This is a genomic window from Paraburkholderia sp. GAS41 (assembly GCF_050436545.1).
Classification (GTDB): Bacteria; Pseudomonadota; Gammaproteobacteria; order Burkholderiales; family Burkholderiaceae; genus Paraburkholderia.
On the sequence record NZ_JBNDMK010000004.1, the window covers coordinates 204,371 to 220,657 of the forward strand.

Here is a 16,287-nt window from a genome sequence, read left to right on the forward strand (position 1 = left end):
GGAGAAACCGCGCCCTCGACTCAATCCAGGTCCGCGCCGTCCAGCCGTTTCTTCATTGCCGCCGTGATGCGCTGACGCGTTTTTGCGTAGCCAGCCCACGGATCCTCGTGCAGCGCTGCGAGCCGTTCATGCAGATTGGCGACGGTCCATTGATCGCCCGCCGTCGTGCTGTCGACTTCGTCCCACGCGAGCGGCACCGACACGCCGAGGCCCGGCCGCGCCCGCGCTGAAAAAGCCGCCACCGTGCTTGAGCCCCGGTTATTGCGCAGGTAATCGACGAAGATCTTGCGCTTGCGGTTTTGCGGGCCCATCTTCGCGGCGAAATGCTTCGGCAAGGTGGCGGCCATGTGCTGTGCGACTGCCTGCGAAAATGCCTTCACCTCGTCCCAGCCCGCCTGCTTGGCGAGCGGCACGACCACATGCAGCCCCTTGCCGCCGCTCGTCTTGCAGAACGAGACGAGGCCGAGTTCTTCGAGCAGCGTGCGCGTCAGTTGCGCGGCTTCGATCATCCGGTCCCAGCCGAGTGCCGGGTCGGGATCCAGATCGAACACTACGCGGTCGGGTTTCTCGATGTTGGAGGCCAGTGCGTTCCAGGTGTGCAGCTCGATCGTGCCCATTTGCGCCGCGCCGATCAGCGCCTTGAGCGACTCGATCGTGATGAGCGGCGGATGACCGGCATCGAGTCCAGCATGCTGGGTGACGTTCGGGATCGACAGCTTCTGGCTGTGTTTCTGGAAAAACAGCTCGCCGCCGATACCGTCCGGCGCACGCACCAGTGAGACGGGCCGATCCCGCAAGTGCGGCAGCATCCAGTCCGCGATCGATTCGTAGTACTGCACGAGATCCATTTTGTGGGTACCGGTTTGCCTGTCGATCACGCGATCCGGATGGGAAATCCGCACGTTGGCTACTGAGTCGGTGGCTGGGGCTTTTTTCGTGGCACGCTTCGCAACACGCTTCGCAGCGCTCTTAGCAACACTCTTCGCCGTGCCCTTCGCGGCATCTTTCACCGCACTCTTCGCCTCACCTTTAACCACGCGCTTTCTCGCGGGCGTATCCGATGAACGTTCACTCGAGTCTCGTTCCACATCGGCTCCTTCGTGCGGCGTTTCCCTGACGATCTGCCGCGCCGGTTTATCGCTTCGCAGACTGACGAACGACGCCTGTCGCACGATGCGCTCGTCGGTCCACTCCGCGAAGTTGCATTCGCAAACGAGCTCCGGCTTCACCCAGTGAACCGGTGTGCGGCTGCGTTCACGCGGTGTTGCGGCGAACGGCATGCGTGATTGTTCACGCCTGTCGAGTTCCTTTTTCACCTCACGCAGCAGCGCCGCGTCGAAGCCCGTGCCAACCCGGCCCGCGTATTGCAGCTTGCCGTTGCTGTCATATACGCCGAGCAGCAGCGCGCCGAACGCCGCCCGACTGCCCGCCGGTTCGCTGTAGCCACCAATCACGAATTCCTGACGACGACGGCACTTGAGCTTGATCCACGTCGAGGCACGAGATGACGTGTAATGACTGTCGCGCCGCTTGCCGATGATCCCTTCAAGCGCCATATCGCACGCGCTCTTCAGCAGATCGTCAGCGCTGAAATCAAAGTCTTCGGAAAAGCGCAGGATGGCATTGTCCTGTCCTTCGAGCAGCGCGCGCAGGATCGCGCGGCGTTGCACGAGCGGCACGCCGCGCAGGTCGTAGCCGTTCAGAAACGGCAGGTCGAACAGGTAAATGACAATGTCTTGCGGACGGTTCGCATCGAAGGCGTTTTGTAGCGCCTGAAAGTTCGGCACGTCGTTGTGGTCGAGCACGACTGCCTCGCCATCGAGCCATGCACTGTCGAGGTCGAGTTGCGCGAGCGCGCCGACCTGCTTGCTGAATTTCGCGCTCCAGTCGTTGCCGGCACGCGTGTAGACCTGCACGGGGTGTTTCGCTGCGCGGTGATCGACACGCATGAGCACCCGATAGCCGTCGAACTTGATCTCGTACGACCACTCGTCGCCCGGCGGCGCGCTATCGACCAGCGTGGCCAGTTGCGGTTTGAAGGTGGCGGGTAAAGCGGCCTTCTTTGCGCCCTCGATCGCAGGCAATGCCGCAAGTGTGCGCAACGACTCCGCACTGCGGTTGACGACGATGTCGGTTTTTTTGGCGTTGGCGACGCTTGCGGCGCGCGCCGCTGTCCGCGCAGCGCCCCTACCCGCACCGCCCGCGGCCGTTCGATCGAGCACGCTACCCGGTTGCTCGGCGAGCACATCGAAGTCAGCCTCGCTGCGCGCCGCGTCGTCACGTTCCTTGATGAGCAGCCACTGTTCCTTGTCGCCGCTCCCGCGCATGGGGCTGCGCACCAGCATCCAGCCGCCGCGAAGCTTGTCGCCCGCCAGCGTGAATTTGAGCTTGCCCGCCTGATACGACTCGCGTGCGTGAGCCACGCCGCCATCCGGCTCCCACGTGCCGCGATCCCACACGATGACCGATCCCGCGCCGTAGTTTCCCGGCGGAATCTCGCCCTCGAACGAGCCATATTCGACCGGGTGATCTTCGACATGCACGGCGAGCCGCTTCACCGATGGGTCGAGACTCGGCCCCTTGGGCACCGCCCACGACAATAGCGTGCCGTCGAGTTCGAGCCGAAAGTCGTAGTGCAGACGTCGCGCGTCGTGCTCCTGAATCACATAGGACAGCCCTTGCGCGGGCCTGCGCGACGAACCCTTGCCGCCTGCGGCCTTCGACGTGCCCCGCCCGGACGGTTCGGGCGTTTCGTCGAAGCGACGCTTACGGTGGTAGGGGTCGAGCCGGTCGCTCATGATCGTGCCGTCCTGAACGCGTCGTCAGGCGGCGCTGCGTTTGCGAGCCGGGGCGTCTTTACGCGTGGCAGCCGAGCGCGCGCCGGCGCCACGCGTGCCATTTGCGCCGTTCGCGCGTTTCGCCGTGGCCGTCTTGCGACGCCGTGGAGTCGCTGGCTCCTCGGGGTCGTCATCGTCCTGCACTGCCTGAGAGCGGCCGCCCGCCTTGTTCTTGCCGCGCCCGAGGCTGCGTTTGAGCAGATCGGACAAATCGAGAATCTCGGCCGACTGACGCGACTCCCGAGGCGTTTCGACATCGGTGATCGCTTCGGTCTTGCCCGCACGGATCTTCCGATCCACGAGCGTCATGATGTCGTCGCGGAAAGTGTCGTGATAAGTCGACGGGTTCCAGCTATCGCTCATGTCGTCGATCAGTTTTTTCGCCATGTCCAACTCGCGCGCGGTCACGCCCGCCTTTTTCGGGTCTTCGGACGGCAGCTTCAATTCGTTGAAATCGCGCACCTCTTCGGACCAGCGCAGCGTATTGAGCGCGAGTACCGGACCGACCGGAATCAGCGCCGCCAGATGCTGCTTGTTGTGCAGCACGACGTTCGCGACGCCGATCTTGCCCGACGCCTTGAGGGCCTCGCGCAGCAACGCATACACTTTTTCGCCCTTGCGATCCGGCGCGAGAAAGTACGGGGTGTCGAGATACAGAAACGAGATCTCGGGCGCCTCGACGAAGGCGAGGATATCGACGGTTTGCGTCGATTCCGGATTGGCCGAGCGGATCTCGTCGTCGGACAGCACGACGTACTTGTCCTTCTCGTACTCGAAGCCGCGCACGATGTTCTCGCGCGTCACTTCCTTGCCGGTCCGCTTGTTGATTTGGCGATAGCCGATCGGGTCGATCGAACGCTTGTCCAGAAGATTGAAGCCCACTTTCTCAGACTGCGTGGCCGGATACAGTTGCACCGGCACGTGCACGAGTCCGAAGCTGATCGCGCCTTTCCAGATCATGTGTGACATCGTGCGCTCCAAGGGGCGGGACTTACGGTGACGCATCAAGCGTGCCACGGCTGGAGGGGCTGGTCGCTCAGCCGGTAACGCAGACGCTGGCCTGGGCGGAGGCACAGGCGATGACTCAGACGGCGGCCGAGGGCGGTGGCTTCAGATACTGGCTCAGCCGAGCAAACCCTCAGGCGGGCACGGAGTGCAACTGTGGCGCGGCAACTCGCCCTGTAACTCTTACGCCGCTTTGGCAAAAGCTACGGCCGGGAAAGGTCGATCGCCATTTGCTGGGGATCGACATCGCGGGCAACGATGTGCGGGGCTTGTCTGCGGCGGCAACTGTGACGGCAGCGGCAGTTGAAGGACCCGCGCCAGCACCGACACCACCACCACGGAAGTCATTTCAGCGCAGCGACCCGGTACAATAATGGGATTTTCCGCGCGCGCCGCGCGCTCTTTCCTGCGTCGTCATGAACCTCGTCATACAAAGCTCCGCGCCCCTGTCCGCCGACCACCATAAGACGCTCGTCGCGCTCGCACGCGGCTCGCGCGCCTCTGTCATCGACGCTTACGCGATCCGCATCGCGAACGTAAATCCGGCCCAACGCGCCGATCTCGACATCTACTGCAGCACGCACGCACTGGATTACGCGTTTATCGAACCTGGCCGGCAGTTGCGCGACTTCGGACTGGTCGCGATGGACATGGACTCGACGCTGATCACGATTGAATGCATCGACGAAATCGCGGATTTCTGCGGTCTGAAGGCCGAAGTTGCCGCGATCACCGAAGCGTCGATGCGCGGCGAAATCGCGGATTTCAACGAAAGCCTCACGCGCCGTGTGGCGCTCCTCAAGGGGCTCGACGCGAGCGCGCTGGAACGCGTTTATGAAGAGCGTCTGCGCCTGTCGCCCGGGGCCGAACAGATGCTGGCCGGCGCGAAGGCCGCGGGTCTGAAAACGTTGCTGGTTTCCGGCGGCTTTACGTTCTTCACCGAAAAGCTGAAAGCCCGTCTCGGCCTCGATTACACGCGAGCCAATACGCTCGAAATTGTCGATGGCAAGCTGACTGGACGGGTGACGGGAGAAATCGTCAACGCGCAAGTCAAGGCGCGGACGCTGCTCGAAACCTGTGCGACGCTCGGCATCGAACCGAGCCGGGCGATCGCGATGGGCGACGGCTCCAACGATCTGAAAATGATGGCCGAGGCCGGCTTATCCGTGGCGTTTCGCGCGAAGCCGGTGGTGCGCGAAGCCGCGAATGTTGCATTCAACCATGTGGGACTGGATGGGTTGTTGCGGTTGTTCTGAGAAACGTAAGCCATCGAGAAAACTTCGGATGGCTTACGTTCCTCTGTTGTCGTGAAACGGAGCGCGAGGCTAAAGGTCCTCGTCGTCTCCATCATGATGATGATTGAACTGGCGAAGGCAGTCATACAAAACATGGCAATGCAAAACTGGGGCACCGGCATTGCACCGCTTGCCTCCAGAGCCGATACGGCCTCATAGATCGCCGAGGCCGAGAGAGTCATTGCCGACCATAGCAACTGGCCGTCCTTGACCGATTCAATCATGAGTCGCCGCGCAACGACATGCCCATGCGTTGCGGCCGCGAGTGCCAGGGTGAAAATCGGCCCGACAATGGGCGCGCCTATCGTTAGCAAAAACCAGAAAAAGAGATCCATTGAAGCTCGACGTATGGCGACCGCGCAATAACCCGATATGTTCCATCGTAGCGTCAGGTTTTCACCCGGGCTACTCGTCCGACCGGCCAACGCATCTCGCCAACGCCCCCGCCCGCTATCGACGCAAAAAAGCCCACCGAAACGACGTCACGATGGGCTTATCTCACGCTCACGGCCTTCACGCGCCGAAGGCGCAACCGCAGTTACGAAGCCAGCGCGCTCAGACTCTGCTCCAGATCCGCGCGCAAATCGGCCTCTTCTTCCAGCCCGATATAGAAGCGCACCAGCGTGCCGCGATGCGGCCACTGCGCGGCGCTTCGCATCGAGGCGACGTCGTATGGCATCACGAGACTGTGAGCGCCGCCCCAACTCCAGCCAATGGAAAACAGTTCGAGCGACTCGCAGAACGTATCGACCTGAGCCGGCGTGTAACGGCCGTCGAACACCACCGCGAACAGGCCGCCGGCGCCCGTGAAATCGCGTTCGTAAAACTCGTGCCCCGGACAATCCGCCAACGCGGGATGCAGCACCGCGGCAATCTCCGGACGCGTCTTCAGCCACCGTGCAATCGCCAGCGCGCTGCGATCGTGCTGCTCGAAGCGCACCTGCATGCTCGGCAGGCTGCGCAGGATCAGCGAGCAGTCGTCCGACGACACCCCGATGCCCATGCGCATGCGCGCCGCTTTCAATTTCAGGTGCAATTCACGATCGACCGTGATCGTCGCGCCCATCAGCACATCGCCGCCGCCCGATTGATATTTGGTGAGCGCCTGCACCGAAATATCGACGCCATGCTCGAACGGGCGAAACGCGAGCCCTGCTGACCAGGTATTGTCGATTGCCGTGATGACATTGCGGGCTCGCGCCGCCACCGTGATCGCGCTCACATCGGGCACTTCCATCGTCACCGAGCCCGGCGCTTCGAGCCAGATCAGCCGAGTGTTGGGCTGGATCAGGTCGGCAATCCCCGCGCCGATCATCGGATCGTAGTAGCGTGCGGTAATACCAAAGTCGCGCGCCAGCCAGTCGCCATGCTCGCGGTTCGGCGAGTAGACGTTGTCGGGGATCAGGACATCGTCGCCGGCCTTGACGAGGCCGAAGTAAACATTGGAAATCGACGACAGACCCGACGGTTGCAGCAATGCGTGATTGCCGCCTTCGATAGCCGCCAGCCGTTGCGCCAACGCAAGCGACGTGGGTGTGGCATGTAGGCCGTAGCGCCATTGGGCGTCGTTGCGCCAGTCGCACGCACGCATCGCGGCGAGATCGGGAAACACGACCGTCGAGGCGCGCGCGACCGGCACGGCGAACGATTCGAAGCCCGGCGTGATCTGATCTTCAGCACGTACGATGCGGGTTTGCAGGCCGCGCGTGGATTTGGATTGAGTCATGGTGATTTCGCGTAAAACCAAAACAGAACAATGGAACGAGCGGATAGGGTTGCGCTCGTTTGCCGGCTTACTCGCCAATCGAGAGGTTGCTCACCCCGTTTACCGTATGCCCGCCGTTTGCCGAGGAAGCCGCCGGTGACGAAGGTGCTGACGGTGCCACCGGTTTCGCTGCGGTGGCCGGCGGCTGGGCTGCCGCAGTGGGCGCCGGAACCGGCTGCCCGGCCGCCAGCGGCCGCAAGTCGAAGGGTTGAGGATCCGAATCGTCGACGTTCATCCGGTCGCCCGCCAGCGAACCGTCAGCCGCGAACTTGCCAACCCAGTTGCCCGTGATGTGCGTGCCGTCGTTCGACTCCTCCACTTCGAGGGTTTCGCCGTCACGGTCACCCGCGATCAGGATCACTTCGCCGGTATCGGTGTACTGATACTCGCCGTGCACGCCGGACGGATCGTCGGTCTTCGCTCCCAGCCGCAACACGATCTGACGTGCGCCCAGCGTGCCGGCGTAGCGCGGGAATTTCGCAAATTCCGCGCTCGGCCTGAGCGGCAACTGGATGGGCGGCGGCGCGGCCAGTTCCTTGACCGCATCGCTCTGCGCCCACGCTTGTGCGGGCAGCAACGCGCCCGCGCCGGCCAGCAGCAGCACCGCTGCGGCACCCGGGAGCCAGCCGCGTCCACGCGCGCCGCTCCTGATTGCTTTCGATTCCAGCATCCGTTCCTTCCTGTTGCACAAGACCAGGCGTCGTGCGCCCGGCCTCAGATCCGCTCGAAGATTGCCGCGATACCCTGCCCGCCGCCAATGCACATCGTCACGAGCGCGTAACGCCCGCCGATGCGCTGCAGTTCGTACAGCGCCTTTACGGTAATCAATGCGCCGGTCGCGCCGATCGGGTGGCCGAGCGAAATGCCCGAGCCGTTCGGGTTGACCTTCGCGGGATCGAGCCCGAGTTCCTTGCTGACCGCACACGCCTGAGCGGCAAACGCTTCGTTGGCTTCGATGACGTCGAGATCGGCGACCGTCAGGCCGGCCCGCTCGAGCACCTTGCGGGTCGCCGGCACCGGGCCGATGCCCATGTAAGCCGGATCGACGCCCGCGTGTGCGTACGCCACGAGGCGCGCAAGCGGCTTGACGCCGCGCTGTTCTGCGACCCCGCGCTCCATCAGCAGGACCGCCGCCGCTGCGTCATTGATGCCGGACGCGTTGCCGGCCGTCACCGAGCCGTTTTCCTTCGCGAACACCGGCTTCAACTTCGAGAAGTCTTCCGGCGACGCGTTCAGTCGCACGTGTTCGTCCTGCTCGAACACGATGTCACCCTTCTTCGACGCGATCGTGATCGGCAGAATCTGTTCCTTGAAATAGCCGCTGCTGATCGCATGGGCCGCACGGCGATGCGATTCCAGCGCGAGGGCGTCCTGCGCCTCACGCGAAATGCCGTATTTCTGCGCGACGTTCTCGGCGGTCACACCCATGTGAATGCCCTGAAAAGGGTCCTGCAGCGCGCCGAGCATCATGTCGACGAGGCGCGCGTCGCCCATGCGTTGGCCGAAACGCGCGGCCGGCATCACGTACGGCGCGCGGCTCATGTTTTCCGCGCCGCCGCCAATGGCGATGTCCGCGTCGCCGAGCAGCACGCTCTGCGCGGCGGAGACGATTGCCTGCAAGCCGGAGCCGCACAAACGGTTCACCGTGAGCGCGCATGCATGTTGCGCGACGCCGCCGTTCAAGGCTGCCACGCGGGCCAGATACATGTCCTTCGGTTCGGTATGCACCACGTTGCCGAACACGACATGGCCCACTTCGTCGCCCGTCACCTGCGCCCGCGACAGCACCTCACGCACCACACGTGCGCCGAGGTCGGCCGGCGAGAAGTCCTTGAGGCTGCCGCCGAAGTCGCCAATTGCGGTACGTACGCCGCTCACCACCACTACTTCCCGTTGCATCGCTCGCTCCTCTTGCTCTCTGAAAAGTGATCTGGACGGCCAGTCACGGTGACGACTTCTGACTGCCTTGTGTCTTATTCCTTGCCGGGATGTTTCGTCAAGCCACGCAGGCTCGAGTGACCTTGCCGGTTCAGTCGGCCAGCGCCTGCTCGACCGCGCCGCGATCGGGAATCGGCGCAACCGCCCCGAAGCCTTGCGTGGACAGCGCCGCTGCCATATTCGCGTAACCGGCCGCTGCGAACGGATCGTCGCCCGCCACGATACGGGCGATAAACGCACCGCCGAAGCAATCGCCCGCGCCGGTTGCGTCGACCGCGCTCACCACGCGCCCCGGCACCTCGCGGCGCTCGTCGGGTGTAGCCACATACACGCCCTGCTTGCCAAGCTTCAGTGCGACGACCCGCGGCCCAAGCGAGAGCAGGTAATCCACGATCTCGTCGCGGCCGGTGAGCCCTGTCAGAACGGTGACGTCATCCCAGCTCGGCAGGCAGATGTCGGTATGGCGAATCGCTTCGATCATCACCGCACGCGCCCGCGCGAGCGGCCATAGCTTGAGGCGCAGATTCGTGTCGAAGCTGACGCGCACACCATGGGCGCGCGCGTGCCCGATCGCGGCCAGCGCCGCGTCGCACGCGTTCACACCGATAGCGAGACTGATGCCGGACAGATGCAGCATCTGCGCGGCGGCAATCGCGTTGAGCGGCAAATCGCGCGGTGCATAACGGCTGGCAGCCGAACCCGCGCGCAGGTAGTCGAACTGATGTCCCTCCGGGCCGTGCGAGACGAAATAGACGCCGGTCGGCGCGTGCGGGTCGAGCTTCACCATCGACGTATCCACCGACTCGCGTTGCCACAGATCGAGTAGCAGGCGCCCGAAATGATCGTCACCGACCGCCGACACATAACCCGCTGTCGCGCCCTGACGGGCAGCCGCGATGCAGAAGTTCGACGTGTCGCCGCCGAAGCCTTGCAGATAGCTCGGCTGGTCCTTCGACGACTGGTTGAATTCGATCATCGCCTCGCCGAACGCGAGGATTGCCGGGCTCGCCGCCATAGACATGAGTTACACCTCGCCCCACAGATCGTGACCGTCCGCGCCGGTGATCTTCACCGAGACGAAATCGCCCACCTTGTAGCGCTTCGAGGCCTTGGTGGTCGGGGCGATATAGACGACCCCGTCGATCTCCGGCGCATCCGCGGCCGTGCGGCCGATACCGCCATCGGCATTGATTTCGTCGACCAGCACCTTCAAGGTCTTGCCGACCTTGCGCGCGATCCGTTTGGCCGACACCTGCTCGGCCACCTCCATGAAACGCGCGCGGCGTTCTTCGCGCACTTCGTCGGGCAAGGCGCCGTCGAGTTCATTGGCGCTGGCGCCTTCGACCGGCGAGTAAGCAAAGCAGCCGACCCGATCCAGTTCCGCCTCGCGAATAAAATCGAGCAGCGTCTGAAACTGCTCTTCCGTCTCACCCGGGAAGCCGGCGATGAACGTGCTGCGGATCGTCAGGTCCGGGCAGATCTCGCGCCACGCGCGCACCCGCTCCAGCACCTTCTCGGCATTGGCCGGGCGCTTCATGCGCTTCAGCACTTCCGGATGCGCATGCTGGAACGGCACGTCGAGGTACGGCAGCACGTGACCCTTGAACGGGCCTTCGGCCATCATCGGAATGACTTCGTCGACGCTCGGATAGGGATAGACATAGTGCAGACGCACCCACGCACCGTACTGCGCGGCCAGTTCGCCGAGCGCGCCCACGAGGTCGGTCATGCGTGTCTTGATCGGCTTGCCGTTCCAGAAACCGGTGCGGTATTTGACGTCCACGCCGTAGGCGCTCGTGTCCTGCGAAATCACGAGCAGTTCCTTCACGCCGGACTTGAACAGGTTTTCCGCTTCGAGCATGACTTCCGCAACCGGACGCGAGACGAGGTCGCCACGCATGGAGGGGATGATGCAGAACGTGCAGCGGTGGTTGCAGCCTTCGGAAATCTTCAGATACGCGTAGTGACGCGGTGTGAGCTTCACCCCGGCGGCGGGCACCAGATCGACGAACGGGTCATGCGGCTTGGGCAGGTGCGTGTGCACGTGCTGCATGACTTCGCCCAGCGCATGCGGGCCGGTCACGGCCAGCACTTTAGGATGAACTTCCTCGATCAGGCCCGAGCCGCTCGCGCTCTTCTTCGCGCCGAGGCAGCCGGTGACGATCACCTTGCCGTTTTCAGTGAGCGCCTCGCCGATTGCGTCGAGACTTTCCTGCACGGCTTCGTCGATGAAGCCGCAGGTGTTGACGACCACGAGGTCCGCGCCGTCATAGGTAGCCGAGATTTCGTAGCCTTCGGCGCGCAGTTGCGTGATGATCTGCTCGGAGTCGACGAGGGCTTTGGGGCACCCGAGCGAAACGAACCCGACCTTCGGTGCGATGCTGATGGGCGAAATGGGGGAAGAAGCTTGCGACATAGGGGCGGTCCGGCGGATGGCGGTAAACGTAACCTCGCATTGTACCCCGCGGCACGTCCATTCAGCTTTCCCCGGCCAGCCCGCAATGCCCTTCGGGCGGCAATTTCGCCAGCCCGGCCCCGAGCCGGACGGCGCATCGCCGTGCCGCCGCTACTTCTTCTCCGGCTCCGGATCCGTCTGCGGGTTGGCCGGCGTAAACGGGAACGTGCTGAACATATTCTTCGCCTGGTTCTGCATCTGTTCCTGCATCTGCACGAACATGTTCTTCGACTGCTCGATGTAGCTGGTCATCATGCCCTGCATCATCGGCGCCTGCATGTTCATGAACTGCGACCAGACCTCGGGATTCATGGCCTTGCCTTCATACAGGTTCTTCGACTGATCGGCGAGCTTGGCCTGAATGTCGATGAACGCCTGGATGTTCTTCTCCAGATAGGTCCCCATCATGCCCTGCATCGCATGTCCGTAAAAACGGATGATCTGCGACAGCATCGACGACGAGAACATCGGCAGACCGCCGCTCTCTTCTTCCAGAATGATCTGCAACAGAATGGCGCGCGTCAGGTCCTCGTTGCTCTTCGCGTCGATGACCTTGAAATCCTCCTGATCCAGCACGAGCTGTTTGACATCGGTCAGCGTGATGTACGTGCTTGTCTCGGTGTCATAGAGCCGGCGGTTCGGATATTTCTTGATGAGTCGTTCGGCAGTTTTCTTTGTAGTAGTAGTGGTCATTTAACGCCTTTGAGCGCCATTGAAGCGCGGAAACGGCGTCCTGCCGCACACACAATCGGGCCACGATTGCAGGTACGAGACGCCGCCGGAAACACCTGAACCCTGTAGCGCACCGTCTTGCGACCGCGCGCCCCACGGATCAGCCCATATGCAACCCGCCATTCAGCGAGAAATCCGCTCCCGTCGAAAAGCCCGATTCGTCCGACGCGAGCCACGCGACGATCGAACCGATTTCATCCGGCTGGCCGAGACGGCGCACCGGAATCGTCGCGACGATCTTTTCCAGCACATCGGGGCGGATCGACTTGACCATATCCGTACCAATGTAGCCCGGCGAGACGGTATTCACCGTGACGCCCTTGGTGGCGACTTCCTGGGCCAGCGACATCGTAAAGCCGTGAATGCCGGCCTTCGCGGTCGAGTAGTTCGTTTGCCCGAACTGACCCTTCTGCCCATTCACCGACGAAATGTTGATCACTCGCCCAAAGCCGCGCTCGACCATCCCGTCGATCACCTGCTTGGTGACGTTGAACAGGCTCGTCAGGTTGGTGTCGATCACCGCCGTCCAGTCTTCATGCGTCATCTTGCGAAACACGACGTCGCGCGTGATGCCCGCGTTGTTGACCAGCACATCGACCTCGCCGACTTCGGACTTCACCTTGTCGAACGCCATCTTGGTCGATTCCCAGTCGCCCACATTGCCTTCCGAGGCGATGAAGTCGAAACCCAGCGCCTTCTGCTCTTCTAGCCACTTGACGCGGCGCGGGGAATTCGGACCACAGCCGGCGACGACCTTGAAGCCTTCCTTGTGAAGACGCTGGCAAATACTCGTGCCGATGCCGCCCATTCCGCCCGTTACATATGCAATTCGCTGTGCCATAAACCACGCTCCATTATCATTTTTCCGAGGCGCCGACCGGCAGCCCCGTCCCTCGCCTGTACCGCTTCATCTTCGCTGCCGCCGGGCGACCGGCTGGCGAGGCCACCACACCAGACACGACGCGCCGCTCCTGACCACTGGCCAGACGGCGCGCGGCGACATTCATTCCACTCAGGCGCGCTCGACTGCCAGCGCCACGCCCATGCCGCCGCCGATACACAGCGAAGCCAGGCCCTTCTTGGCATCGCGCTTCTGCATTTCGTGCAGCAGCGTGACGAGAATGCGGCAACCGGACGCGCCGATCGGGTGGCCGATTGCAATCGCGCCGCCGTTCACGTTGACCTTCGACGTGTCCCAGCCCATTTGCTGGTGCACGGCGAGCGCCTGTGCGGCAAACGCCTCGTTGATTTCCATCAGGTCCAGGTCGGACGGGCTCCAGCCTGCGCGCTCGAGACAGCGGCGCGAAGCCGGTACCGGCCCCATGCCCATCACCTTCGGATCGACACCGGCGCTGGCATAGGCCTTGATGCGGGCGAGCGGCTTGAGACCGAGCGCTTCGGCCTTCTTGGCCGACATCACGAGTACCGCAGCTGCGCCGTCGTTCAGGCCCGACGCGTTCGCGGCCGTGACCGTGCCTTCCTTCGAGAAGGCCGGCTTCAGACCGGCCAGCGATTCGGCCGTGACGCCGTGGCGCACGAACTCGTCGGTCGCGAAGCGCAGCGGTTCACCCTTGCGTTGCGGAATCTCGACCGGCACGATCTCATCATCGAAACGGCCCGATTTCTGTGCGGCTTCCGCCTTATTCTGCGAAAGTGCGGCGAACGCGTCCTGCTGTTCGCGCGTGATGCCGTATTCGCGCGCGACATTCTCAGCCGTCACGCCCATGTGGTACTGGTTGTAGACGTCCCACAGACCGTCGACGATCATGCTGTCGATCAGCTTGGCGTCGCCCATGCGGAAGCCGTCGCGCGAGCCCGGCAGCACGTGCGGTGCCGCACTCATGTTTTCCTGGCCGCCGGCCACCACGATGTCCGCGTCACCGGCGATGATGGCGTTGGCCGCCAGCATCACGGCCTTCAGGCCCGAACCGCACACCTTGTTGATCGTCATGCCAGGCACGCCCGTCGGCAAACCTGCCTTGATCAACGCCTGGCGCGCGGGATTCTGGCCGGAACCCGCTGTCAGGACCTGGCCCAGGATGACTTCGCTGACCTGCTCGGGCTTCACGCCCGCGCGTTCGAGTGCGGCGCGAACCACCAGTGCGCCGAGGTCGGGTGCAGCGATTTTCGCCAGCGAACCACCAAATTTGCCGACTGCCGTACGCGCGGCCGATACGATCACTACATCAGTCATTTCAATTTCCTCCGGGCATCGCGGCTGATTACTCCACCGCCCGTCAAGTTAAAAATCCGTTCACCTGCTCAGTCTTCCTCAGTGCCGCTTTGTGCTTTCGTGCCGCTTTTTGCCGCTGTTTGCAATCCACGCCGCCTGATCACATCGCCAGCGTCAATCGCGTTGGTCGCCTAATCTACGTTACTCGCGTTGCATTACATAGCGTCCAGGCGCCGGCTCGATGACCGGATAGTCAGCCGAGCCCGCCTGAGCACGCGCCTTCACCTTCTTGCCGCCATATTGATCGAGCCAGCGGGTCCATTCGGGCCACCAGCTTCCAGGCACTTCCGTCGCCGCTTCGAACCAGTCGTCCGGATTCTCCGGCAAGCTCTTGTCCTCCGTTTGCAGCACCCAGTAGTTGCGCTTGTTCTTGGCCGGCGGATTGATCACGCCCGCGATATGCCCCGACGCACCGAGCACGAATTCGAGCGGCCCGCTCAGCAAAGGCACGGAGGCATAGGCCGTGTGCCACGGCACGATATGGTCTTCACGTGACCCGTAGATGAAGGTAGGCACATCGACCAGCGACAGGTCCACTTTTTCGCCGCACACGGTCAGCTCATTCGGCGTGCGCAGGCGATTTTCCAGATACGTATTGCGCAGGTACCAGACGTACATCGGTCCAGGCAGGCTGGTCGAATCGCTGTTCCAGTACAGCAGGTCGAACGGTACCGGCGTGCGGCCCTTCAGATAGTTGTCGACGACGTAGTTCCACACGAGATCGTTCGGACGTAGAAACGAAAACGCGTTGGCGAATTCAATGCCGCGCATCAAACCCGGCTTCGTGCCGTTCTTGCCGCCGATGGTCTGCTCGCGCATCTGCACATGGGCTTCATCGACGAACACATCGAGCACGCCAGTGTCCGAAAAATCGAGCATGGCGGTGAGCAGCGTCATCGACGCAGCGGGATGTTCGCCGCGTGCCGCAGCGACGGCCAGTGCCGTGGCGAGCATCGTGCCGCCGACGCAGAACCCAAGCGTGTTGATCTGTTCACGGCCGCTGATCTTGCGCACGGTTTCGATCGCCGTGAGCACACCTTCCTCGGTGTAATCGTCCCACGTCTTATGCGCAACCGAGGCATCCGCGTTACGCCACGAAATCAGGAACACCTGATGGCCCGAGTCGAGCCCGTGGGCGACGAGCGAATTTTCGGGCTGAAGATCGAGGATATAAAACTTGTTGATGCACGGCGGTACGATCAGCAAAGGCCGCTCGCGCACGGTTGCCGTACGCGGCTTGTACTGGATCAACTGCAACAGGTCGTTTTCGAACACCACCGAGCCTTCCGTGTTCGCGAGATTCTTGCCGACCACGAAACGCGATTCGTCGGTCTGCGAAATCTTGCCGCGCTGCATGTCGCCCAGCAGATTCGCCACGCCCTGGCGCAGACTCTCGCCACGACTCTCCAGCAAGGTCTTCTGCGCTTCGGGATTGAGCGCGAAGAAGTTGCTCGGCGAAGCCGCCGCGGTCCACTGCTGGACCGCGAAGCGAATCCGTTCGCGCACTTTCGGTTCGGTATCGAGCGCCTCGACCAGTTCCTGCAGATAACGCGCATTCAGCAGATACCATGCGGCGGTAAACGCATACGCCGGCGTCGCGCTCCATGCCTCCGAGCTAAAACGGCGGTCCTTCAGTTCGGGGATCTTCGGCGTCGTGTCAGCCGCCTGCTGGATCAGCTGCATGGCTTCGCGCGAATAGTCGGATTGCAGCTTCTGCAAGCGGTCCGAAGGAATCGCTGCAGTGGGCATTTTCAGACCGGCGAACGGCGCCATGGCGGCCGCGGCGTTGGCGAAGTCGGGCATGGCCGGCATCTGCGGCATCTGGAACGCCGCACGTGCGCCAGCGGCCGGCACGCCCAGCGAACGCCACGCATTGATCCAGGCGTCGAATAACTGCTGCGCTCCGGCGGGAGCTGCACTGGCCTGCTGCTGGGAACGCTCCGTCGTGGAGTCCGTGCTTGAGGAAGTCGAGGAATGTTGAGATGCTGCCATACCTGCTTTTGACCGGTGAGTCCTGACGGACGGTT

The 16,287-nt window shown here is 63.0% G+C and carries 12 protein-coding genes; 1 reads left to right on the forward strand and 11 read right to left on the reverse strand.

What is annotated here, in order from left to right; genetic code table 11:
- Positions 1-20 precede the first annotated feature (20 nt).
- Together ligD and P3T43_RS08995 are read right to left on the reverse strand one after the other, a co-directional pair.
- Positions 21-2,798 (reverse strand): DNA ligase D, encoded by a 2,778-nt coding sequence (ligD, locus tag P3T43_RS08990; RefSeq protein ID WP_429280689.1) that lies wholly within the window; start codon positions 2,796-2,798, stop codon positions 21-23.
- 24 nt (positions 2,799-2,822) lie between these two features.
- Positions 2,823-3,806 (reverse strand): Ku protein, encoded by a 984-nt coding sequence (locus P3T43_RS08995; RefSeq protein WP_429280690.1) that lies wholly within the window; start codon positions 3,804-3,806, stop codon positions 2,823-2,825.
- A gap of 452 nt (positions 3,807-4,258) precedes the next feature.
- On the opposite strand from P3T43_RS08995, the gene serB reads away from it, so the two are divergent.
- A complete protein-coding gene (gene serB / locus P3T43_RS09000; protein ID WP_429280691.1) occupies positions 4,259-5,098 on the forward strand; it encodes a phosphoserine phosphatase SerB in 840 nt (279 codons plus the stop codon).
- Positions 5,099-5,675: 577 nt separating this feature from the next.
- Here serB and P3T43_RS09005 read toward each other — a convergent pair.
- From P3T43_RS09005 to phaC, 9 genes are all read right to left on the reverse strand, one after another.
- Positions 5,676-6,863 (reverse strand): cystathionine beta-lyase, encoded by a 1,188-nt coding sequence (locus tag P3T43_RS09005; RefSeq protein ID WP_429280692.1) that lies wholly within the window; start codon positions 6,861-6,863, stop codon positions 5,676-5,678.
- A 67-nt stretch (positions 6,864-6,930) separates the two neighbouring features.
- Positions 6,931-7,572, reverse strand: a complete 642-nt coding sequence (locus P3T43_RS09010; protein ID WP_429280693.1) for a hypothetical protein — start codon at positions 7,570-7,572, stop codon at positions 6,931-6,933.
- Positions 7,573-7,616: 44 nt separating this feature from the next.
- Complete coding sequence (gene bktB, locus P3T43_RS09015; RefSeq protein WP_429280694.1) at positions 7,617-8,801, reverse strand: beta-ketothiolase BktB; 1,185 nt, start codon at positions 8,799-8,801, stop codon at positions 7,617-7,619.
- A 130-nt stretch (positions 8,802-8,931) separates the two neighbouring features.
- Positions 8,932-9,861 carry a sugar kinase gene (locus P3T43_RS09020; RefSeq protein WP_429280695.1) on the reverse strand — a complete coding sequence of 310 codons (930 nt, stop codon included), beginning with the start codon at positions 9,859-9,861 and terminating at the stop codon, positions 8,932-8,934.
- A gap of 3 nt (positions 9,862-9,864) precedes the next feature.
- Positions 9,865-11,226: a 30S ribosomal protein S12 methylthiotransferase RimO gene (gene rimO, locus P3T43_RS09025; protein WP_429280779.1), complete on the reverse strand. Its 1,362-nt coding sequence runs from the start codon at positions 11,224-11,226 to the stop codon at positions 9,865-9,867.
- 180 nt (positions 11,227-11,406) lie between these two features.
- On the reverse strand, positions 11,407-11,988 hold the full coding sequence (gene phaR / locus P3T43_RS09030) for a polyhydroxyalkanoate synthesis repressor PhaR (protein WP_429280696.1): 582 nt from the start codon (positions 11,986-11,988) through the stop codon (positions 11,407-11,409).
- 139 nt (positions 11,989-12,127) lie between these two features.
- Entirely contained in the window at positions 12,128-12,868 is a 741-nt protein-coding gene (locus P3T43_RS09035; protein WP_429280697.1) for a 3-ketoacyl-ACP reductase, read from the reverse strand.
- 171 nt (positions 12,869-13,039) lie between these two features.
- Positions 13,040-14,221, reverse strand: a complete 1,182-nt coding sequence (locus P3T43_RS09040) for an acetyl-CoA C-acetyltransferase (protein ID WP_429280698.1) — start codon at positions 14,219-14,221, stop codon at positions 13,040-13,042.
- 180 nt (positions 14,222-14,401) lie between these two features.
- Positions 14,402-16,252 carry a class I poly(R)-hydroxyalkanoic acid synthase gene (phaC, locus tag P3T43_RS09045; protein WP_429280699.1) on the reverse strand — a complete coding sequence of 617 codons (1,851 nt, stop codon included), beginning with the start codon at positions 16,250-16,252 and terminating at the stop codon, positions 14,402-14,404.
- Positions 16,253-16,287: the final 35 nt, after the last annotated feature.